This is a genomic window from Rothia sp. HMSC073B08 (genome assembly GCF_001812975.1).
Lineage (GTDB): Bacteria > Actinomycetota > Actinomycetes > Actinomycetales > Micrococcaceae > Rothia > Rothia mucilaginosa.
The window spans coordinates 129,090-151,010 of sequence record NZ_KV811051.1; the positions used below are offsets into that span (position 1 = coordinate 129,090).

A 21,921-nucleotide genomic window follows, 5' to 3' on the forward strand; every position below is an offset into this window, starting at 1 on the left:
ATTTCTTTATGTTGAGATTTTTCCGTCATCTTCAAAATTTTTTCGTTTCAATAGTGTTCAAGTCGAAAGTACCTTTATACACTGTAAGGGAACAATTCGCCCGGCACTACGCCTAAACACTAAGGAAGCGACCCACTACCGTGTCCTCCCCTCGTCCCGTATCAACGGACTCATCCCGCACCAATGCTGTTGCACCCGCTGGTACCGCTGCACCCGCTACTGAACGCAACGCCGCACCGACCCTCAACGAATGCCTCGAAAACCTGCCCTTCACCCGTGCCCACGGCAAGCTCCTGGGTATCTCGGGTCTTGGCTGGGCACTCGACGCCATGGACGTAGGTCTCATCTCCTTCGTCATGGCGGCCCTCATCAAGGAATGGCATCTGAGCCCCACCGAAGCCTCCTGGCTCGGTTCCATCGGATTCGTCGGCATGGCGCTCGGCGCAACCTTCGGCGGCCTACTCGCCGATAAGCTCGGCCGCCGCTACATCTTCGCACTCACCCTGCTGATTTACGGTCTGGCGACCGGTGCTTCCGCCCTGGCAACCTCCCTGGGTGTGTTGCTCGTCTTCCGTTTCCTGGTCGGTCTGGGTCTGGGCGCGGAACTTCCCGTGGCATCCACCCTGATTTCTGAGTTCTCGCCTCGCGCTATCCGCGGCCGCGTCGTGGTCGCTCTGGAGGCTTTCTGGGCTCTGGGCTGGATCCTCGCCGCTCTCATCGGCACCTTCATCGTTCCGCAGGCGAACGGCTGGCGCTGGGCGCTTGCCATCGGTCTGATTCCCGCCATCTACTCGCTCGTAATCCGTATGGGAACCCCCGAGTCGGTGCGCTTCCTCGAGTCGGTCGGCAAGCACGATCAGGCACGCCAGGTGGTCGAACGTTTCGAGGCCTCCCCCGCGCTCTTCTCCCGAACCGGTAAGAAGCAGACCGAAGACGCTTCCGCACACGGTGCCGCAGAAAGTGCTGACAACGCAGAATCCGCGAAAATCCACTCCATCTGGGCTGCCGGTCAGCGCCGCAAGACCATCGCCCTGTGCGTCATCTGGTTCTGCATCAACCTCTCCTACTACGGCGCGTTCATCTGGATTCCGGCGCTGCTGAACGCCCAGGGCTTCAGCCTCGTGAAGTCCTTCGCATTCACCCTCATCATGACCCTCGCCCAGCTGCCCGGCTACGCGGTCGCCGCCTACCTCATCGAAAAGTGGGGCCGACGCGCAACCCTGGCGACCTTCCTGCTCGGCTCCGCACTGGCGGCAGCTGGCTACGGCATGGCGCACTCCGAGGTATTCATTATCCTCGCCGGTTGCATGCTCTCCTTCTTCAACCTCGGCGCGTGGGGCGCCCTCTACGCCCTGAGCCCGGAGATCTTCCCGACCCACCTGCGAGGAACCGGCACCGGTGCCGCCGCCGGTATCGGCCGTATCGCCTCCATCGCGGCGCCGCTCATTGTGCCGCCGCTGGTCGCATTCGGTGGAACCCCGCTGCTCTTTACGCTCTTCTCCACCGCGTTCCTGGTAGCGGCAACCACCGTGTTCCTGCTGCCTGAACGCCGCGGCGAGTCCCTCTAACGAGCCGCCTAGCCTACATGATGGGCTGTCCCTCCTGAACGCTTTTTCCGAGCAGTCAGAAGGGGCAGCTCATTTGTCATTTAAGCCCCCTATCCATGCGCCACAACCTCAAACTATGAGAGGATACGTTCTATGCTCGATTCCTTCCTCTCCAGCCCCTACCGCACAGAGTTCAGCCCCTGGCCCGTGAGCGAACACTACGCCACCGAACGTGCCGGCGGGGTGCCCGAAGCCATGCTGCTGCCGGGCGAACTCACCGTGCACCGTGGCGACGGGGCAAAAATGAGCTACTACCTGGACTGGCCCGAGGAATTCAACGAATACACCCGCGCAATCACCCTGCGCCCGCGCACCAAAAACGGCTACCCACAGGACTTTACGCTCAGCGTCGCCGTACGCGACGGCCAGGCTGTCTTCACCGCAACCGCCCTCAGCTTCTGGGAACAGCGCGACGGCCGCCCCTACGACCATGAGCCCATCGCCCGCGGCTACGTGGACGTCGTAGCCTACGAATCCTGCGCGGAATACGCAGGCAATTCCGCCGCGCCCGCCCTCATCGGCTGGGATATCGCAGACCTCTACCCTGCACGCATGGCGCTCATCCGCGCCCTCTGCGAAGGAATCGCCAGCAGCATCACAATGGGCACCCAAATCCTCGCGGACGGGCAGGTACAGGTCGACCACAAGGACGGGGATCTGCTCGCCCTACACGTAAACGCGATTAGCACCGTAGGCGGCATGGTCCGCGCCCTCATCATCGAGCAGGACCGCGTGCCCAGCGGCGTATCCACCGGCACCACTACCGGCGCCTCCGAGCGTGCCGATCTGCAGACGCGCGCCTACTACGCCAACGTGCTTTCCCCCGTTCCCGGCGAGTTCGGCAACCTTGTCTGGTCGCACAGCGAGGATGCGGAATACTACCCGTACCGGCCCACGCGCCATAAGCCGATTTTCCACGCCCCCAGCCCGCCGCAGAAGCTTCCCCTGGCGGTTCAGGTACTGATGGAGCACCTGCCCGCCGCTCCCCTTGCGGCAACGCGCACAGCGCCCAAGCGCAGGCCCTACCTGCCGGGGCAGGTGCGCATCTCCTCACCTCGCCACTAGCTCAGCAAGTCAATACAACGCTTCGGGCGGCCTCTTTATCAGAGACCGCCCGAAGCGTTTATTCTATGCATCCTCGCGCTACGAGAGGCGAGAAGTTGAGCGTTTAGATTTCGCCGTTGACCACGACAGGCTCAGGAACCAGGGTCACACCAAAACGTTCACGCACGCCATCGCGCACAGCGCGGGCGATAGCGAAGATGTCCTCAGCGGATGCGCCGCCGCGGTTCGTAATCGCCAGGGTGTGCTTGGTCGACAGGCTTGCACGGCCCTGAGCGATCTCGCGAGACTCACCCTCCAGACCGAAGCCCTTCTCGAAACCGGCGTGCTGAATCAGCCAAGCAGCCGAAAGCTTCACGTGATCGGGGTCCTCGACACCCGCGGTGAACGGGGAAGTCTTCACGACCACCGGGAAGTTCGGGGCGCCCTCCGGCAGGGAATCCAGGGTCGAGCGCGGAACGATCGGGTTGGTGAAGAAAGAACCGGTGGAGAAGGTGTCACGGTCCTCGGGGTTGAGCACCATACCCTTGGAGCCGCGCAACTGAAGCACCTTCTCGCGTACCAGGGCGGATTCGGCGCGCTGACCGGGCTCAACACCCAGGCTCTTCGCCAGCTCGGCGTAACGAATCGGGGAGGACAGGCTACCGAGGGTGAACTGGAAATCAACGGTCAGCACCACGTAGCGGGGCGAGCCGTTGACGGTTGCGCGCTTGAGCACCGAGTCGCGGTAGCCGAAGCGCAGGTCTGCGCTCGCGAAGGTCTTCCGAGTGTTCTTTTCGCGGTCCCAGGTGCGTACGGAGGCGATGAACTCGCCCACCTCAACGCCGTATGCGCCGACGTTCTGCACGGGGGTTGCACCCACGGTGCCGGGAATACCGGAGAGAGCCGCGGGGCCAACCCATTCGTTCTCGATGCTGAGCTTCACGAAGTCGTCCCAGATGGTGCCCGCCTGCACGCGCACGTTTGCGCCGCCGCATGCGGGGATGGGCAGAACCTCTACGCCTTCGGAGGCGATGTGCACGACGGTTCCGTTGAAGCCTTCGTCGGAAACCAGCAGGTTGGAGCCGCCGCCCACGATGAGGACGGGTTCGCCTGCGGCGTCTGCAGCGGAGACTGCTTCGATAATTTCTGCTTCGGAGGTGGCGCGGACGTAGGTCTTAGCGGGACCGCCTACCTGGGCGGTGGTCAGTTCGCTCAACAGCTTTTCAGTCATAGGTTAAGAATACCGGTCGTTGTGCGGGGTCAACACCCGCCACGCGTTAAAGTCACGAAAACCTTATGGTGATTTTTCCTTCATTTTCCGGCGCGCCTCCCGCAGAAAGAAGCGCCACCACCTGCGCCGGCGAGCGCGCAGCCGAGCATGCAAAAGCCCCGGAACCACCGCATCGGGTAGCGCCGGGGCCTTCACATAGTTGCTTTCACACGGCTATCTGCAAGCACAGAAACTCTATACCGAGAGACGAACCACAGCCTGACTCTTCATCAGAACCTTCTGCTCCTTGCCTTCCTCGTCACGAGCGGTGACGGTCAGGTCAATGCGGGCGGTGCGCTCCTCCTCATTCAGGGCACCCACCTTACCGCTGATGGTCAGGGCGTTCGTGGGGGTGTCGGGGTTTTCGCCGCCGGGCGCATCCGCCACGGGAACGGGCTTGGTGAATCGAGTCTGGTAGTCCACGATTGCGCCGGGGTCGCCCGCCCAGTCGCTCACGAGCTGCACGGCGGTACCCATGGTCAGCATGCCGTGAGCAATCACGCCGGACAGGCCCACCGACTGAGCAAAACGCTCGTTCCAGTGAATCGGGTTGAAGTCACCGGATGCGCCAGCGTAACGCACCAGCGAAGCGCGGGAGAGCTCCACGGTACGCGAACCGATTTCCTGGCCCTTTTCAAGATCTACAAAACGCACCATTAGTTTTCCTCCTCAGCACGAACCAGCAGGGAAGAGATGCAGGTGGTGACCGGCTCGCCCTGCGCGTCAACGATTTCTTCGCGGGTGGTCAGCATTGCGCCGGCACCCATAACGCGCACGGAGTCCACGTGAACTTCGGTGCGCAGCTCATCACCGGCAACGATGGGGCGGTGGTGGGTGAAGCGCTGGTCGGCGTGCACCACGCGGGAGAAATCAATACCGGCGGAATCGTCGTTGATGAGTGCCGCGTCAGCTGCCTGCGCCAGGATAATGGCGAAGGTCGGCGGGGCAATCACATCTGCGTACCCTGCCGCGCGGGCTGCCTCAACGTCGTGGTGGAGGGGGTTTTCTGCGTGAACTGCTCGGGCAAATTCGCGGATCTTTTCGCGACCGACAACGTAGGTGTTCTCGGACGGGTAGACCCTGCCCACAATCTCAGGGTTAATGCTCATGATTTCAGTCTACCGTTCTTGTGCACAGTGTTCAGCTCATACGCACAGAGTGGACAGACCACTGTACAGGTAACCGGCGTGCAGGCAACCAGCGTGCAGGCGTGCAGTATTTCGTCGCATTTTTACCTGCTAGCGAAGGCCCCTACCCATCCAGCCCAAGCAGGCGTAGGCTGGACGGGTACCCGCAATCTATTTCAGAAGGAAAAGTTATGTCTTCCAACGTAAAAATTTCGGTGCTTGACCTGATGCCGCACCGCCCCGACCAGAGCCAGCACCAGACCATGCTCAACACCATCGATGCCGCCCGCGCGGCTGAGTCCTACGGGTACGAGCGTTTCTGGGTCGCCGAGCACCACAATGCCGGCTCCCTGCTGTCCTCAGCAACCGTCGTGGTCATGGCGGAAATCGCTGCCGCAACCGAGCGTATTCGCGTGGGCTCGGGCGGCATTATGCTCCCCAACCACGCACCCTACGTGGTGGCGGAGCAGTTCGGTACCCTCAACGCGTTCCACCCTGGTCGTATTGACCTGGGTGTGGGCCGTGCGCCCGGCACCGACCCGATGACCGCCGCCGCTCTGCGCCGCGACGATTCTGCCGCCATGAGCTTCCCCGCCGAGGTGCAGCAGCTGCAGCGCTACCTGGGCGAGCCCTCCCCCATGCACCGCGTGCACGCCATTCCCGGCCAGGGCTCGAAGGTGCCCCTGTACATTCTGGGTTCTTCCCTGTTCGGTGCGCAGCTTGCCGCACAGCTGGGTCTGCCCTACGCGTTCGCTTCGCATTTTGCGCCCGCAATGCTGCAGGAGGCGGTAGACACCTACCGCGCAAACTTTAAGCCCTCGGAGCACCTGGAGCAGCCCTACGTCATGGTGGGTGCCACCGCAATGCTCGCCGATACCGACGAGCGGGCACGCTACCTGTACACGAGCCAGCAGCAGCATTTCCTGGGCGTGGTGCGCGGCAATCTGTCTTTCGCACCTCCCGTGGAGGATATGGACGCCGTCTGGACCGACGCGGAGAAGATGCACATTGAACGCATGACCGCCGAAGCAATCGTAGGTTCCCCCGCCACCGCGCAGGCTCGTATTGAGGACCTGGTGGCGCGCACGGGCGCTGACGAGCTCATCGTCATGACCGAGGCGTGGGAGCATGAGGACCGCCTGCGCTCCTACGAGCTACTGTCCCAGCTGCCGGTAGTGAGCCGCGCCTCCTAACGCTTTGATCAGAGCATAAAGATGAAGCCCCCGAGTATTTTTCTCGGGGGCTTCGCTATGCCCGGCATCGAGCCGTGGGGCTGAGTACCTATTGAGCACCTGCAAACCGGGCTTCCGGCAAAGAAAATAGGCAGACAAAATTGGCAAACAAAAAAGCCTGCCTCCGAAGAGACAGGCTTATCTGAGCCCCGACCGGGAATCGATCCCGGGACCTCCATCTTACCAAGATGGCGCTCTACCACTGAGCTATCGGGGCGTAGCGGTGGACGGGCTCGATCCGTCGACCTCACGATTATGAGTCGTGCGCTCTAACCAGCTGAGCTACACCGCCACATCATTAATACGTGCTCTCGCATGAATTAATGAGAGAGCCCCGACCGGGAATCGATCCCGGGACCTCCATCTTACCAAGATGGCGCTCTACCACTGAGCTATCGGGGCAACAGGTAAAACTATACAGGTCTTCAAGAATGCTCGCAAGCGGAAAAGCTATGGCATACGCCACATTTGATGCTTACTTGTTCTCCACGGTGCCTCATGAGCACCCAGCATCGACCAGACACCATCACTCCAGCTGACGCAGACACACGAAGACCGGCAGGAGAGCTCATCACTCCCCTGCCGGTCTTTGACTCATATGCGGATGACAAGGCTGCTAGCCGATAGCCTCAGCAAGCCCCTCCTACCGCAAATCCAGGCTTAGCTGAAATCTTAGTAGCGCTTGCCGCGGCCGCCGAAGTCGCGGCCGCCGTCACGGTTACCGCGGTAGCCGCCCTCACGGCGGTTATCGCGACCGCCGAAGTCGCGGCCACCGTCACGGTTGCCACGGTAGCCACCCTCACGGCGGTTATCACGGCCACCGAAGTCGCGACCGCCGAAGTCACGGTCATTGCGCTTGCCACCGAAGTCACGGCCGCCACGCTTGAAGTCGCGGTCGCCACCGAAATCACGGCCACCCTCACGGTTACCGCGGTAGCCACCCTCACGGCGGTTATCACGACCACCAAAGTCGCGGCCACCGTCACGGTTGCCACGGTAGCCACCTTCACGACGGCCACCACCGAAGCTGCGGCCACCGCCGCCGCCCTTGGGACCGTTGTCCTTGCGGATGTTGATGAACTCGCCAGCGATCTTGGTGTCACGCAGACGGTCAAAGAAGTCGCGGGGCAGGTCCTCAGGCAGGCCAACAATGGTGAAGTGCTGGCGAATGTCGATGGAGCCAATCTGGGAGCCCTTAATGCCACCCTCGTTAGCCAGTGCACCCACAATAGCGCCTGCGGTCACGCGGGAGGAACGGCCAACGTTCAGCTTGTAGTTGACCATGCCCTCGTCGTTGTGCGCGCGCTTTGCCTTGCGGCCGCCGCGGTCCGAATCGTCGTCGGAGAAGGGGCGGGAGTTGCGCGCGATGTCCTCTTCCTCATCCAGGAAGAACGGGCGACCCTGCTGGGCGATAACAGCCAGTGCGGCTGCGATGTCCTCAGCGGTGGTGTCGTGCTCGTTCTCGTAGTCCTCGATAATCTGGCGGAAGAAGCTCAGGTCCTCAGACTCGATGGTCTCGGTAATCTGCTGTGCGAAGCGCTGCTTACGGGTCTCGTTCACTGCCTCTGCGGTGGGCATGTGCATCGGCTCGACCTTCTGGCGGGTTGCCTTCTCGATCTGACGCAGCATGTACTTCTCACGCGGGGTGACGAAGAGGATTGCGGCACCTTCACGACCTGCACGGCCGGTACGGCCGATGCGGTGCACGTAGGACTCGGTGTCGTGGGGGATGTCGTAGTTGACGACCAGGGAGATGCGCTCAACGTCCAGGCCGCGTGCAGCCACGTCGGTTGCTACGAGGATGTCGATGCGGCCATCACGCAGGGCGTCAACGGTGCGCTCACGCAGCTGCTGGGGGATGTCACCGTTGATCGCTGCTGCCGCGAAACCGCGTGCCTTCAGCTTGTCGGCAACTTCCTCGGTTTCCTTCTTGGTGCGCACGAAGACAATGATGCCATCGTAGTTTTCGACCTCGAGCACGCGGGTCATTGCATCCAGCTTGTGGGAGTGCATGACCTGCATGTAGCGCTGGGAGATATTTGCGCTGGTGGTGGTCTTAGCCTTGACGCGAATCTCGGTGGGGTCGTTCAGGTACTGCTGAGCGATCTTGCGGATCGAGTTGGGCATGGTTGCGGAGAAGAGCGCAACCTGCTTGCTGTCGGGAGTACCTTCGAGGATCTTCTCCACGTCTTCTGCGAAGCCCATGCGCAGCATTTCGTCTGCCTCGTCCAGTACCAGGTACTGCAGGTTGGACAGGTCCAGGGAGCCCTTCTCCAGGTGGTCAATCACGCGGCCGGGGGTACCGACGACGACCTGCGCACCACGGCGCAGACCAGCCAGCTGCGGGCCGTAGGGGGAGCCACCGTAGATGGGCAGGACGGTGAAGTCCTCCATGTGGGTTGCGTAGGAGGAGAAGGCTTCTGCAACCTGCAGAGCCAGCTCGCGGGTGGGTGCCAGGACCAGAACCTGGGTGTCGCGGGAGATGCCGTTGACGTCAGCAAGTTCAGCCATGCGGGACAGTGCCGGCAGGGCGAATGCTGCGGTCTTACCGGTACCGGTCTGTGCCAGACCGACCACGTCGTGGCCTTCCAGCAGCAGGGGGATGGTCTGTTCCTGAATAGGGGACGGCTTCTCGTAACCGACCTCTTCCAGGGCTGCCAGGACACGGGCATCCAGGCCCAGGTCGGTGAAGCGTACGCCTTCTTCTTCAGCCTTGTCGGCGGTTTCTTCTGCGGGGGTTTCTACAGTAGCTTCTGCGGTGGTTTCTTCTGCTTCTACAGCAGGGCTCTCAACGGTGTTCTCGGTGATGTTCTCAGTGGTCACAACGGTCTCTGCCTCGGCGTTCAGTTCGCCCGGGGTAGCAGTATTCTCAGTCAATTTTTCCTCTATACGGTAGGGGTGGAAGCGCACGCTTTTCGGCGCTTACCGGGTGTCCCCTTCACGGCCCAGCCACACATCATCCCCTGGGGAGTAGAACGTCCAGGGGTCCTCCGTTACCGGCGCATTCTGCAGAGGTGTTCTGCGGATGCTGCGGGTAGCGGCTTTTGCTGGGGGTGGTCTTGAATTTCTCGGCACATTATCCGCACGCTTGTTCGTACTCTGCGCTTGGCGCACAGTAGTCCCTGTGGATCAGGGGTGTACAGGGTGGGTAATGCTCACATGCAATGTCACGTATTCCTGGTGGTTCGCCTTCCCGCTTACACGGCGGTGGTGTGTCTGTTACAGCAGACGCAGCAAAGACGCTGGACCAGAGATCGTTAAGAGAAGCCCGCGTGTACGGTGTAAACCGCAAGTTTATGGGGCGTATCAATCGGTGATGGTGAGTACGGCGCACCTACAATTCCAGCACCACCTTGGGTGCCGGGTGCGCACAAGACCTTCATCGGGGGTTCCCGTGTTCTACCTAGTCTACCTTAGCGGCACCCGATTAACCCCAAAAGGTGCTTAAAACCTCATCTCTTAACGGCGAGCGCCCACCCTCGCAGCCGGAGGGCGGGCGCTTTTCGGGCACGCATCGTGCCTATGTAGTCCTCGGATTAATCTACGCGACGCACAATATCAATCGTGCCGACGGTCGCGTACTTAGCGTAGGAATGGCCGTAGCGGTCGGCCGCGTACTGTGCGGCGTTGGTCGGCGGGTTGCCGCCCCAGGAGTTGCTCCTGCGGTCGATGACCACGTAGTCGGGTGCGGGCTCACCGGTGTGACCGATCCAGTAGACGGTGCGACCGGGAATCAGCTGAGTCAGAATCGACAGGTCAGAGGCGACCGACACCCCTTCGGGTACCTTCTGCACGGCGTCCTGCTTCATCTGGTCGGTGGCGGTCAGAGCCGAGGCGGTGAACTGCGCATTGCCCAGGGAGGCGAGGGGCTGCTGGGAGCCTGCCACGAAGATCGGGGATACCGCAAGGAAGAGCGCCACGGCGGGCAGAGCCCATACGGGTATGCGGCATGCCAGGGCGCTGAGGCGGCCGGGTTCGGTGTTGGCCTGGGATTCCTCGGCGGAGGCGCTATCGGCTACTCGCGCAGCCGAGCGTACCGGAATTGCGGCGGGAACCACGCCGTAGCGTACACGCACGACGGCATCCAGCAAGGCGAGGAAGACAACGGGCATGAGCACGAGCGAGTAGTGCCAGGTGCTTGCCCAGTAGGATTCCATGGTGGAGAGCAGACGCCAGGCGAGGGTCGGCAGGGCAATTGCCGCGAGCGGAGAAATCACCCAGAGGACCGCTCCGGTAATGAGCAGCAGGCCGAGGGTTGCCAGCTTGGTGTTGTTGCTGAGCATCTGCAGCGCTGAGCCGAAGGGGTCGCCCAGGGCTGCGGAGAAATTCACTTTGTCGGCGTAGTCGAAGTTACCGCCGCTGTTGAAGTAGGGCAGAATCACGTAGATGGCGACGGCGGACCAGAACACACCCCAGATTATGACCATGGTGGATTCTGCGACGGCGGGGGTGCGTGCCCACGAGGAGTAGAGCTGCTGCATGCGGGTGCGCATGGGGGCGGGGGTACCAGCGGAGAGGCGCGGCATCAGAATGTCAACAGCGATGCTCAGCCAGCCGGTGCGGATAAAGATGATGAGGCCGATGGCTGCGACAGTAATACCCATATCTTCTTTGACGAAGGCGATGGGCAGGGACCACCAGCAGGCGTAGGCGAGGTAGCGGGCACGTTCGGTGCCACTCACTCGCGAGGCGAGCACCAGGTAACCGAGGCTCATGGCGAGTAGCGGCACGGCGAAGGCTACTTCGTGGAATTGGGCGGCGATAGCTTGCTGAACGCCGAAGCTGAGGGCGAATCCGGCACCGAGTAGCAGACCGGTGATGGTCGGGATGACGCTCTGAAGTTTTGCGGACTGAGCATTCTGCGCAGGTTCGTTCCTCTGCGCGTCCTCAGTCTTCTGGGCGTCTTCAGCCTTCTGGGCAAGTGCGAAGGCACGCTGAGTGAAGCCCACAATGGCGAAGCTTGCGAAGGCGACCAGGGCGTTCTGCACGACCAGTAGCGTGGTCGGCGAGGGGAACAGCGCGTAGATGGGTCCCAGAAGCACCAGAATCGGGTGGAAGTGGTCACCCCAGAGGTTAAAGTCGGGCCCCTTAATGGGCACGATGGGCACGGAGAAGTGCGAGTACGCCTGCGCCATCTGGGTGAAAATCGCCAGGTCCCAGGAGGGGGTCACCCAGTGCTTCATCTGCTGAAGCGAGTAGTAGGTGTACAGCGCCATGACGGCGGCGGCAAGCAGCAGACCGGGTAGAAGTTCAAGGGGGCGGATGCTCTTGACGCGCTCGGTGAAGGACTGACGCGGCTTTTTCTGGGTACGCTGGCGGCGCGCGCCTGTAGCGGTGCCTCTCGTCGTTTCAGGTGCGTTAGTCGTCGAGGGTGCGTCATGTGCTTCCGGTGCCATAGGCGTCCTTCTCTCGGGGTGTATGTCCGGGCGTGGGCGCCCTTGTGAACGGGCGGAACGCATAGCCTGTGTTGTGCCGGTGGCGGAGTTTGCGTTCGTTCTCGCTCTACCTTTTAGGGTATCGCATTAGCGGTGTGCCTGCCCTGCCGAGTATTTCTGGTGCTTTAGCTGGGGGGCGTAGATTGGTGGGGCGTGGTCGATGAGGGAATAGACTGGTGGAGTGAGTACGATTCCTTCCTCAAACCCCGGCGGTACGGCCTCCGGTAGCCTCCCGGCAGCGGGTGCACGGCGCATCCGGCATCCTTTGGCGGCAGCTGGTGTGCCCTATGCGCCGGCGTTTACGGATGTTCTTCAGGAGCCTACCATTCTTAGCCAGCCGCGCGTTCAGGTTCGTACTCTCTCCTCCGCCGCTTCGCCCCTTCCCGGTGCCCTGGCTCCCGAGGCGTGCGAGGTTGTAATTGAGCCGCATGTTCCGGTGCAGTTGGCGCAGACTTTGGGTTCGTTGCGCCGCGGTGCTCAGGATCTTTCGTATCGTGCGCTGAGCCGCGCGGATGGTGCCGAGCGAATCTGGGTGACGGCTCGCACACCGTTTCACGAGTTCCCGGCCGTACTGTACGCCGAACGTTTGGCGCAGCCAGCCGAGCTTCCCGAGTCTATCCCTTCCCTGTTTCGTGTGCTGATGCGCCCGGTGCGTATTCGCATCTGGGTTTCTTATAGTGCCGCAGATCAGCAGATGCAGGCGCGAGCCGATCTTCAGGCGTTGGCGCAGGAAATGACGTACTGGCTGGGTCTGCACGACCCCGCCGAGCAGTTTGGCGCTCTGCCTTCTTTTGCTTCTCTTCCGCCGCGTATTCAGCAGGCGCGGCGGCAGAATCCGGGGCTCCGCCTCAGCGCCTCGGGGCAACTGGACCGGCAGATGCTCAACGCCGTTGTGGAGCAGCGCATCACCCAGACTGAAGCGTTCAGAACCCTGGGCTGGGTTCTGCGAAAGTACGGCTCCCCCGCCCCTTCGACCGGGTTGGAGCATCAGCCCGAAGGCATGCGCGTCTACCCGACCGCCCGGACCCTGGCGACGATTCCTACCTGGGATTGGCATCGGGCGGGTGTGGACAAAAGCCGCTACGATGCCGTGTACGCTTACGCGCGTTCGGCTGAGTCTCTGAAAAACATTGCAGCAAGTGGGGACATCGCGCTACTGGCGCGAAGCCTGCACACTGTGCGCGGCGTGGGCCCGTGGAGTATTTCCGAGGCTCTACAGCGCGTGTGCGGGCACCCGGACGCCATCAGCGTGGGTGACTACCATCTGGCGCACGCGGTCGGTGAGTTATTCACCGGTCAGCGCACCGATGATGCGGGTATGCTCTCCCTATTGGCACCCTACAGCCCGCATCGGCAGCGCCTGGTGCGGCTCATGCACGCCTCGGGCTTTTCGAAGCAGCGCTACGGGGCGCGTATGACCATTGAGGATCACCGCGGCCGCTAACGCTCCCTCACGAGGTTAAAAGGGGACGGGGCGCCCCTGCCGGTTGTGCCGGCGGGTGCGCCCCGTTCAAGCTCTTTTGTGGTGGTGAGCTTACTTCTTCTCTGCAGAGCCCTCTGCTGCTGCGATTTCTGCACGGACCTTGTCCATGTCAAGCTCGCGGATCGAACCGATCACGGTCTCCAGCTGGTCTTCGCGCAGTGCGCCAGCCTGCTGGTAAACCAGGATACCGCCACGGAAGCCCATGATGGTGGGGATGGAGGTGATGCCTGCTGCCTGAGCGAGCTGGCCCTGGTCCTCGGTGTCAACCTTGCCGAAAACAATGTCGCTGTGCTTCTCCGAAGCCGCCTCGTAGACGGGGGAGAACTGCTTGCAGGGACCGCACCAATCTGCCCAGAAGTCCAGGAAGACGATGTCATTGCTCTCGACGGTAGCAGTCAGGTTCTGCTGAGTAATTTCAATAGTAGCCATGAGATAAAGCTACACCCTCAAGACCCCAATCGCTAATTGTTCGCCCTGGGATTCAAACATTGTGAAAGATATGACAAATTGCCGTCATAGTAAATACTTTTCGCAGCTGTTTCAGCCGGTTCACGGGCGTGTCGCGAACACTCTGGCGAACGCCCCTGCATCTACTGCTGGAGGCGCCCGACCCGGCAACCGAAGCCACCGAGTGAGCTCTCCCTCCCCACCCCCCCCGCAGAAAAGCCCCTCGCGGACATCGGGAAAATACGGGCGCAACCACGGAAGACCGCTGTGGTGGAAAGCCGCTGGGCAGGAGGGTAGCTGCGGGAGCCACCTTGAAACTGGTTTTAGATACACAAAAGCCCGGTTACTTTCGTAACCGGGCTATTTGTGGCAGGTGAGGGATTCGAACCCCCGTAGGCAGTGCCAGCTGATTTACAGTCAGCCCCCTTTGGCCGCTCGGGTAACCTGCCGCCTAGCTAGGTGCTAGTTGCTCGCTCAAGCGAACAGAGACTACTCTACAGCAGTTTTAGAGACTTGTACACTTCACGCAGGGTTTTGTGACGAAGGTTATATATCTGGTTATATTTATCATCTTTTCGTCACATCAGAGCGTCGGTGCGCGCTCACCGCGCATCCATATCTATCGCAGCGCCCGCGCTCTCACCTCATAAATAAAGCCAATGCCTACAGCAACTTTAGAAGGAGCGGGACGGAGTATCGCCATCCTGCTCAAGCAGAAGCACAATCTCCAGGTGCTCCAGGTAGCGGCGCGCCTGCTCCACAGTGCACATGTCGCCAGCAATCTCACGCTCCAGGTCACGGCGAACTCCACGGAAACGCGCCACCAGCGAAGGTTCCGTCAGAGTGATACCGATACCGTCAAAGAGGGAGGGCTCAGCGTCTTCCTCGTGCAGGTCAAGATGAATCTCGTGGTGGTCAGATTCGTTGAGACGCTCCGCCTCAGGAATACCCTCGGGCTCAGCGCCCAGAGAGGTATGCAGGTCGATGAAAAGGAGGGTTTGCAGGTCGCGAGCTTCCTCGCTCGTGCGCAGGTCCGTCGTGGACAGGTTAGGAGTAGTCATATTTCTATTGTCCTCTTTTAAGGTTAGTAACGCCTGTAAAACAGGCTCGTATTTCTGATAGTTAGCTGTGAACAAGAGCCCCCAACCCGGTAGGCTAGTACTAACCGGTGCCAGTAGCACCTCATTCACGAAAGGAAAGCCCATGGCTAGCGAATCTTCGTTCGACGTTGTCTCCAAGGTCGACAAGCAGGAAGTATCCAACGCCCTGCACCAGGCGCAGAAGGAAATCTCCCAGCGCTACGACTTCCGCGGCGTCGGCGCAGAAATCGACTACTCCGGCGACAAGATTCTCATCAAGGCAAACGCCGAAGAGCGCGCCCTGGCAGTGCTCGACGTTTTCCAGTCCAAGCTGGTCAAGCGCGGCATCTCCCTCAAGTCCCTGGACTCCGGCAAGCCCTACGCATCCGGCAAGGAAACCCGCATCGAATGCTCCATCAAGGAAGGCATCGCGCAGGATCAGGCGAAGAAGATCTCCAAGATGATCCGCGAAGAGGGCCCCAAGGGCGTGAAGGCAAACATCCAGGGCGATGAGCTGCGCGTCTCCTCCAAGTCCCGCGATGACCTGCAGGAAGTCATTGCAATGCTCAAGTCCGCTGACCTTGAGGTTGACCTGCAGTTCGTCAACTACCGCTAAGCTCATGCACCCCCCACCCCCTGAAGGGTAAGGGGAGGTGGCGAGAATCCGAAAGGTAAAAATCCTCTACACAAAAATCCTCGGGGTGGCTACTTCCACAGTAGCCACCCCGAGGATTTTTTGCCTGCCGACCCGTCATCGCGGGTCACAATCGTCACGCCGGGTCATATTCATACAGCATCGCTTTTGCTCCCGGATGATTCAGCGAAGAAAAGACTTAGTACTGCCCCATCTCACGAGCCTGCTGCTGCAGACGCGCAATACGCTGGTCCATCGGCGGGTGAGTAGAGAGCATGTTCTTCAGCGAGCCGAAGGGGTTCGCAATCATCATGGCGCTCGCCGCCTCCGTGTTGCGGTTGTTCGGGTCCATCGGATACATGGACACACCACTCTCCAGCTTGTTCAGCGCCGAAGCCAGCGCCAGCGGGTCACCGGTCAGACGTGCACCGTCTTCGTCGGCATCAAATTCGCGGGTGCGGCTAATAGCCATCTGAATAACCTGCGTAGCAATGGGAGCTAGCAGCGCAATCACAAACATCGCGAGAGGGTTCGAGCGTTCACCATCGCGGCTGGAACCACCGAACATCGCACCAAACGAAAGAATCTGCGCAATCGTACCGATGATGGAGGCGATACCCGCTGCCACCGAAGAGGTGAGGATATCGCGGTTGTACACGTGCATCAGCTCGTGGCCGAGCACGCCGCGCATCTCGCGCTCATCCAGCAACTGCAAAATACCCTCGGTGCAACACACCGCCGCGTTCTGCGGGTTACGACCGGTTGCAAACGCATTCGGGGTCATGGTCGGTGCCACATAAAGGGCGGGCATAGGCTGACCCGCGCGGGAGGACAGCTCCTCCACAATGTCGTAAAGCACCGGAACCTCTTCGCGGCTGACCGGGTAAGCATTCATGGAACGCAGAGCAAGCTTATCGGAGTTCCAGTAGGTGTACGCGACCGAACCCAAGCTAAACAGGCCCATAGCCCAGATGAAAATGGAGGTGCGGAAAGTCGCCGAAAGCAGGCCACCGATGAGCAGCATCATGCCCACCATGGAGCCCATCAACAGGGCAGTTTTCAGTCCGTTGTTATGGCTGTGCATGGGTATCCTCCTGAACAATTAGGTCAGTGCGTACAGCGTGTACTTGACTCTATAGAATACGTGCAAGCACCCGCGTGTGCACCTTCTGGAGCGCAGATTCACCCAGAGCGTCACCCATGCGCCGAAAGCGCAAAAGGGATTAGGGAATAGCGCCCGGAATATTCACCAGGGGCACCTGCTCCAGCACCTGTGCCGTAGCAGTCGGAAAAATACCGAGCAGCAGAATCGTGCTGTAAGCACCCAGGAAAAGGATGAAGAGCAGGCCGAGCATCAGCTGACCTTCCAGATCAAAACCCGTGGTAGTGCTACGGTACTGGCCGTAAATCACCGGGGTCACGATGGGCACACCGAAGAGCAGAATCATCAGCAGAATGTAGATGGGGTTTGTGAAGTCGTACACCATGACCCTATCCTCCTTGATGGTGATCGCCGGTACGGGTTACTCTAGGTTCTTTGATTGTACGGCATCTCTTCACACCCGAGGCCGGGGTGAGGAGGGGCGCCACAGAGTGGATGAAAGGGACGCCCTGCCGGCTTATTATGAGTTTTTCATAAGATAATGATGAATTTCTCATAATAATGTGTAGACTTAAACTTATGACCGACGCAAAGACAACCTCCGACACGAAGAAGGCTCAAAGCCCAGACCATTACAATACCGGCTGCGCCCACACCACCGGCCTGCCCATGCTCTCCGCAATGAGCCCTGAACAGCTCGAAGAAGCATGGACCACCGGGCTGCGCGCCAGGGGCCGCCGCGTCACCAAGCAACGCCTCGCCGTACTCCACGCAGTGCAGGAACACCCGCACTCCACCGCCGACACCATCGTGCAGGCAGTCCGCGAGCGCATCCCCGCCATTACGGTCCAGTCCGTCTACGTGATTCTTGCCGACCTGACCGACATCGACCTGCTGCGTAAGTTTGAGCCGCCGGGAACCCCCGCCCTCTACGAAACCCGCACGGGCGACAACCACCACCACGCCTTCTGCGTACGCTGCGGCAAGGTCGAAGACGTGGACTGCGCGGTCGGCTCCGCACCCTGCCTGACCCCCAGCGATTTTCACGGCATGGCACTTTTCAGCGCAGACGTGCTCTACCAGGGCGTATGTGTAGACTGCCAGACCGAGCAGGAGGCGGCACTCGCCCGCACCCAGCAGGAAGCGGCAACGCGCATCCTGGCGGCATAACCCTATAGCCCCGGGAGTCTCGGGCAGGCTCGGTCATGAGAGCTTTTAAACCGTTGAGGCGGCGACACGAGTAGTGTCGCCGCCTCAACGGTTTAAGTTATTTAATGCAGGAGCTTAGGCACCCATGCGGGGCTGAGAGCCCACAATCTCCAGCAGCTCGCGAATCTGCGCCGCGGTCAACACCGTGGAGGGGTTAATCGCGTTCACCTTCACGCTCGGAGCACCAATCTCCAGGGCGTAACGCAGAATATCCAGGGCGTTCGCCGAACGCACCTCAATATGCGGATCCAGTGCCGCAATCTCAATGGGCGAAGTGAACACCAGCAGACTCTGCGGGTTGCCGTTCTCATCCGGGTCAAAGACGAAAGAGGTACCGGACGGGTCAGCCGGGTCAACACCCACCAGCAGCACGGACGCCGGGGACACCAGCGAGCCGAGTAGCATCTGCATGTTGTCCTGGGTCAGCGCCATCTTCGCGCCGTCGTTACGGGGCGAAGTGACAATCCACTGCACCTGAGCGCGCTCAATGTAGCACTCGTGGTCGGTGCCGGGGTCAACCACAATCAGGTCCAGCGCCTCGTTGCCGAGGAAATCGATAAAGACCTTCATCGCCGGTTCGCGCAGAATCAGCTCGTCGCCCTCGGACTCCTGACGCACGTAGCTCTTGCCAATGTGCTCGGAGGAGGAGAACACGCACAGCGCCTGCATACCGGTCTCGGGCATGCGAATAACCTGGTGGGTCAGCACCGACTCGGGGCCCATCGGGTCGGTCTCAGACGGAATCAGCAGGGAACCGGTCGCATCCAGTAGAACGTCGCCGCCGAGCATCGTGCGAACCACGTTAATGAGGGTTCGCTCCTGCACATCGTTACGGAACGTCTCAAGAGCGGCGACCAGGTAGGGGTTCGGAATCTCGTGCTCGCTCGAAGACAGCGCTGCGGCGGCAGAGTGGCGGGCGCGACCCTCCATACGTTCACGAGCCCAGGCGGGAATACGCGACGCGTCACGCGGGAACTCAGTCAGGTGCTCACGCACGTCGGTCGCGGTCAGGGTGCCTTCATTCTTCCAGCTGGCGGGCTCATCGTCACGGTTATAGGAGGCACCCACGCTGAACTGCGGGTTCGGCCAGCCGGTTGCCGCCACCACAATGGAGGCGGTGAACCAGGTGCCGCGGTTACCGTCGTAGGCGGCACGCTGCAACTTGCGAACCTCAGCAATAATGGGCGAGCCGTCCTTGAGCGGGCCGATAGTGCCAATGAACTCTTCACCGTCGCGGAATTCACGCACACGCACGAAAATCTGACCTGCCAGAGGTTTGACGTCCAGCACCATTTCGCTCCAGCCGGGGTCAACACTAACGACATCCAGCAGCCAGCTTCCAATGTTGTTCAGCGCATCCTGGATGCGCGCGGCGCGGCTACTCGTCTCGGCGAGGCGGGGTTCAGTCATAGTTCATACATCCTTGAGTGTGAATACGGCGCGGCTGGAGGCATCCGTGTTCGGTCGTAGTGTCGGCTTACAGGGTGCCGGAAGAAGCCGTCTCTTCGATTCTAACGAACACAGGCACTCAACGCAGATAGTTTACGCCGAAAGATATATGCTCTACCTCTCCCCTACACCTCTTACAGACGGTGCATTCGACCCTCTTAACGTCCAATACGCCTAAAGCGCACCCCAAAACCGGGGATACACGGCATAGTGAACGCTAAAAGGTTGATAATCTTGAAGCATGACGAATTCTCTGCAGGACCTTATCGACGCATCGATCTTTATCTCCACCGAGTACCAGGCTCGACTCGCTGAGCTCGTGGGTACCTCCGAGTGGAACGTGGATTTCACCTCCCAGTCTCTGGATTTTGAGACCACTCCCCCGCTTTCGCTCAAGCCGCACCTGCTGGGCACCGAATCCGAGAACCGCGGTACTTGGATTTGGTCTTGGCAGCAGCTGGGCTACTTCCCCGACTCCGTTGTTTCCGCTGCTATTCAGGCGCGCGAAACCGGTGAGCGTGACGGCCTGGCCGAACTGACCACCGACGAGCTGCCCCTCTCCGAGTCCCTGGCACGCCGCCTGACCCTGGCAACCAAGACCATCAGCGGCCTGTACGCACACTACCCGCTGCCCGCGGGCGCTGGCGTGCGCGCATGGACCCTGCTGGAGGGTGCCGAGCTGACCCTCGAGGCCCCGACCTACAAGGGTATCGGTCGCGTAATCGCGAAGACCCTGCAGAGCGAAGAAATCCACAACCAGGTTCTGGCGGTGGACTCCTACGCTCAGCAGCGCGGCTTCCACATCGCCTGGGACACCGAGGCAACCGCCGTGCTGACCGCAACCGACGGTGCCCTGCGCCTGTGGTTCGACGAGGGTCGCATCAGCGGCATCGAGCAGGCTGAGCCCCAGGTTGGCCCCGAGGTTCTGGAGCAGTGCGCAGCCGCTGCCGCACAGCGTCGCGAATCCCTCGCCGCACTGCGCGCCGAGATTGAGCGCGTGGCAGCCGCAGAGGCAGCCGCTCAGAACGCACAGCGCGAGCAGGAGGCAGCAGAACGCGCCGCCGCACGTGCCGAGGCCGAAGCTGAGCGCGCGGTCGAGATCGCCGAGCACGCACCGGTCGCAGAGACCGAGGTACCCGGCGTCGAGAGCACCGAGAACCTCTACCCCGCCGACGAGGCTCCCTTCGATCAGGAGCCGGCAGAGTACGCAGAGCCCGGCTTGGTCACCGTGGAGACCCTGCCCGGCGAGTACGAGGCAGAGGAGACCGAGCAGGCTCGCGTCTACACTGACGAGTCCATCGGCGCCGAGCAGCCCGAGTACGAGACCGTTGAGGCTTCCGCAGAGTACGCTGAGGAGCCGGTCGCCGTTGAGACTGTAGCTGAGCAGCCCGCAGAGGCCGAGCAGCCCGCAGCAGAATACGAAGAGCAGCACGTGGAGCCCATCCGCAACGCTGGCGCAGCTCCCGACCTGCAGGCAGAGCGCGAAGAGGCAGCCCGCCGCGAGCAGGAAGAAACTGCACGCCGCGAGGCAGAGCAGCCCAAGAAGAAGGGCTTCTTCTCCCGCTTCTTCGGCCTCTAAACCGAATACGCAGCACTCCTCAGGCGCGGTATCCTCGTGGTACCGCGCCTGAGGCATCTATAGCGTATGCTGCACCCTGTATCGGGTACAGTAGTGTGCGCGCATCGAAACCTGTGTGGATACCCAGCCGGCGCATCCCGATGAATAGCTTAGAAGAACGTAACCGAAGAATCAGGTCAGACGAAACCATGTCAGAAACGCAGAAGCACACCACCCGCAACGGGTTTATCACCATCATCGGCACCTACATCATTTGGGGTCTGCTCCCCCTGTATTTTGTGCTGATGGCGCCGGCAGGACCGATTGAGATTGTGGTGGCGCGAGTGGTCTTCTCCCTCATTTTCTGCGCCCTGCTACTACCGATTGTGCGGGCAACCGCGGACTTCCGCCGCGCCCTCAAGGACCGCCGCATCATGCTGGTGCTGACGGCGGCATCGTTCCTCATCTGCGCGAACTGGCTTATCTACGTGATGGCAACAACCAGCGGTCACACGATTGATGCGTCCCTGGGATATTTCATTAACCCGCTGGTCTCCGTGGTGCTGGGCGTGATTTTCCTGCAGGAGCGCCTGCGCGCCGCGCAGTGGGTATCCGTCGCAATTTCATGTATCGCGGTGCTGATGATGAGCCTCATCTATGGTCAGGTGCCCTGGACGGGTCTGGGCCTGGCGTTCTCCTTCGGCATCTACGGCCTGCTCAAGGCACGCGTAGCCCACGACGTGAGCCCCATCGTTTCACTCTCTCTCGAAACTCTGATTCTGGCGCCCTTCGGCATTGCCGCCCTCTTTGTGCTCAATGCTCAGGGACAAATGACCCTCTTCAGCGAAGGTGCCGGGCACTTCTGGCTTCTCGCATCCACCGGCGTGGTCACCGTTGTGCCCCTCATGCTCTTTGCGGCGGCAACCAAGGTGCTACCGCTGTCAGTCATTGGCATGGTGCAGTACCTGGGCCCGACCATCCAATTTGTTCTGGCGCTGACCGTTCTGCACGAGCAGATGAGCGCCGATAAGGTGCTGGGTCTGAGCCTCATCTGGATTGCGCTCATCATTTTCACCGTGGATGCGGTGCGTGCCTCCCGCTCCTACCGCGCCTCCGCGCTGTCCGACCCGGAAACCGGCATGATCCCGCTCGTAAAAGCTGAAGACGTACAGAGCAAGTAGCTCTCCCCAACCCGGCTAAAACACTGTCCCGCACAAAATACACTCCCGCATACAACAAAGTGAT

At 61.0% G+C, this 21,921-nt stretch carries 18 protein-coding genes and 4 tRNA genes; 8 read left to right on the top strand and 14 right to left on the bottom strand.

Going from position 1 to position 21,921, the window contains the following annotated elements:
- Positions 1–140 precede the first annotated feature (140 nt).
- Both HMPREF2884_RS02255 and HMPREF2884_RS02260 read left to right on the top strand, forming a co-directional pair.
- Positions 141–1,568, top strand: a complete 1,428-nt coding sequence (locus HMPREF2884_RS02255) for an MFS transporter (protein WP_070615214.1) — start codon at positions 141–143, stop codon at positions 1,566–1,568.
- A gap of 132 nt (positions 1,569–1,700) precedes the next feature.
- Positions 1,701–2,672 (top strand): histidine kinase, encoded by a 972-nt coding sequence (locus tag HMPREF2884_RS02260; RefSeq protein WP_070615217.1) that lies wholly within the window; start codon positions 1,701–1,703, stop codon positions 2,670–2,672.
- A gap of 103 nt (positions 2,673–2,775) precedes the next feature.
- Here the strand turns inward: HMPREF2884_RS02260 and HMPREF2884_RS02265 are convergent, their stop codons facing one another.
- The 3 genes from HMPREF2884_RS02265 to HMPREF2884_RS02275 form a co-directional block, all read right to left on the bottom strand.
- Positions 2,776–3,882, bottom strand: coding sequence for a UDP-N-acetylmuramate dehydrogenase (locus HMPREF2884_RS02265; protein ID WP_070615220.1), 1,107 nt, complete (start codon positions 3,880–3,882; stop codon positions 2,776–2,778).
- Between the two features lie 234 nt (positions 3,883–4,116).
- Positions 4,117–4,578 carry a MaoC family dehydratase gene (locus HMPREF2884_RS02270; protein WP_070615225.1) on the bottom strand — a complete coding sequence of 154 codons (462 nt, stop codon included), beginning with the start codon at positions 4,576–4,578 and terminating at the stop codon, positions 4,117–4,119.
- Complete coding sequence (locus HMPREF2884_RS02275; RefSeq protein ID WP_005504824.1) at positions 4,578–5,030, bottom strand: MaoC family dehydratase N-terminal domain-containing protein; 453 nt, start codon at positions 5,028–5,030, stop codon at positions 4,578–4,580. The genes HMPREF2884_RS02270 and HMPREF2884_RS02275 overlap by 1 nt, the downstream gene beginning before the upstream one ends.
- A gap of 209 nt (positions 5,031–5,239) precedes the next feature.
- Here HMPREF2884_RS02275 and HMPREF2884_RS02280 point away from each other — a divergent pair, with 209 nt between their 5' ends.
- Positions 5,240–6,241, top strand: coding sequence for an LLM class flavin-dependent oxidoreductase (locus HMPREF2884_RS02280; RefSeq protein WP_070615238.1), 1,002 nt, complete (start codon positions 5,240–5,242; stop codon positions 6,239–6,241).
- A 184-nt stretch (positions 6,242–6,425) separates the two neighbouring features.
- Here the strand turns inward: HMPREF2884_RS02280 and HMPREF2884_RS02285 are convergent.
- The 5 genes from HMPREF2884_RS02285 to HMPREF2884_RS02305 form a co-directional block, all read right to left on the bottom strand.
- Positions 6,426–6,497, bottom strand: a tRNA-Thr gene (locus tag HMPREF2884_RS02285).
- A gap of 1 nt (position 6,498) precedes the next feature.
- Positions 6,499–6,572: transfer RNA gene (locus HMPREF2884_RS02290), tRNA-Met, on the bottom strand.
- A gap of 38 nt (positions 6,573–6,610) precedes the next feature.
- Positions 6,611–6,682, bottom strand: a tRNA-Thr gene (locus HMPREF2884_RS02295).
- Between the two features lie 270 nt (positions 6,683–6,952).
- Positions 6,953–9,157 (bottom strand): DEAD/DEAH box helicase, encoded by a 2,205-nt coding sequence (locus HMPREF2884_RS02300; protein WP_070615242.1) that lies wholly within the window; start codon positions 9,155–9,157, stop codon positions 6,953–6,955.
- 659 nt (positions 9,158–9,816) lie between these two features.
- Complete coding sequence (locus HMPREF2884_RS02305) at positions 9,817–11,676, bottom strand: DUF2079 domain-containing protein (protein WP_070615245.1); 1,860 nt, start codon at positions 11,674–11,676, stop codon at positions 9,817–9,819.
- A gap of 220 nt (positions 11,677–11,896) precedes the next feature.
- Here HMPREF2884_RS02305 and HMPREF2884_RS02310 point away from each other — a divergent pair, with 220 nt between their 5' ends.
- On the top strand, positions 11,897–13,159 hold the full coding sequence (locus HMPREF2884_RS02310) for a DNA-3-methyladenine glycosylase family protein (protein WP_070615248.1): 1,263 nt from the start codon (positions 11,897–11,899) through the stop codon (positions 13,157–13,159).
- Between the two features lie 90 nt (positions 13,160–13,249).
- Here HMPREF2884_RS02310 and HMPREF2884_RS02315 read toward each other — a convergent pair whose 3' ends face one another.
- From HMPREF2884_RS02315 to HMPREF2884_RS02325, 3 genes are all read right to left on the bottom strand, one after another.
- Positions 13,250–13,627, bottom strand: a complete 378-nt coding sequence (locus HMPREF2884_RS02315; protein ID WP_005504813.1) for a thioredoxin family protein — start codon at positions 13,625–13,627, stop codon at positions 13,250–13,252.
- A 385-nt stretch (positions 13,628–14,012) separates the two neighbouring features.
- Positions 14,013–14,094: transfer RNA gene (locus HMPREF2884_RS02320), tRNA-Tyr, on the bottom strand.
- Positions 14,095–14,319: 225 nt separating this feature from the next.
- Positions 14,320–14,706: a hypothetical protein gene (locus tag HMPREF2884_RS02325; protein ID WP_070615250.1), complete on the bottom strand. Its 387-nt coding sequence runs from the start codon at positions 14,704–14,706 to the stop codon at positions 14,320–14,322.
- 142 nt (positions 14,707–14,848) lie between these two features.
- Here HMPREF2884_RS02325 and HMPREF2884_RS02330 point away from each other — a divergent pair, with 142 nt between their 5' ends.
- Positions 14,849–15,340: a YajQ family cyclic di-GMP-binding protein gene (locus HMPREF2884_RS02330; RefSeq protein WP_070615254.1), complete on the top strand. Its 492-nt coding sequence runs from the start codon at positions 14,849–14,851 to the stop codon at positions 15,338–15,340.
- Between the two features lie 217 nt (positions 15,341–15,557).
- Here HMPREF2884_RS02330 and htpX read toward each other — a convergent pair whose 3' ends face one another.
- Complete coding sequence (gene htpX, locus HMPREF2884_RS02335; protein WP_070615257.1) at positions 15,558–16,442, bottom strand: zinc metalloprotease HtpX; 885 nt, start codon at positions 16,440–16,442, stop codon at positions 15,558–15,560.
- Positions 16,443–16,581: 139 nt separating this feature from the next.
- Positions 16,582–16,845: a hypothetical protein gene (locus HMPREF2884_RS02340; RefSeq protein WP_049338049.1), complete on the bottom strand. Its 264-nt coding sequence runs from the start codon at positions 16,843–16,845 to the stop codon at positions 16,582–16,584.
- Positions 16,846–17,039: 194 nt separating this feature from the next.
- On the opposite strand from HMPREF2884_RS02340, the gene HMPREF2884_RS02345 reads away from it, so the two are divergent.
- Positions 17,040–17,630, top strand: coding sequence for a Fur family transcriptional regulator (locus HMPREF2884_RS02345; protein ID WP_070615261.1), 591 nt, complete (start codon positions 17,040–17,042; stop codon positions 17,628–17,630).
- A 114-nt stretch (positions 17,631–17,744) separates the two neighbouring features.
- Here the strand turns inward: HMPREF2884_RS02345 and HMPREF2884_RS02350 are convergent, their stop codons facing one another.
- Positions 17,745–19,079: an SseB family protein gene (locus HMPREF2884_RS02350; protein WP_049338047.1), complete on the bottom strand. Its 1,335-nt coding sequence runs from the start codon at positions 19,077–19,079 to the stop codon at positions 17,745–17,747.
- 280 nt (positions 19,080–19,359) lie between these two features.
- Between HMPREF2884_RS02350 and HMPREF2884_RS02355 the strand changes: the two genes are divergently transcribed.
- Positions 19,360–20,697: a DUF6882 domain-containing protein gene (locus tag HMPREF2884_RS02355; RefSeq protein ID WP_070615264.1), complete on the top strand. Its 1,338-nt coding sequence runs from the start codon at positions 19,360–19,362 to the stop codon at positions 20,695–20,697.
- 188 nt (positions 20,698–20,885) lie between these two features.
- A complete protein-coding gene (gene rarD / locus HMPREF2884_RS02360) occupies positions 20,886–21,857 on the top strand; it encodes an EamA family transporter RarD (RefSeq protein WP_070615268.1) in 972 nt (323 codons plus the stop codon).
- Positions 21,858–21,921 lie beyond the last annotated feature (64 nt).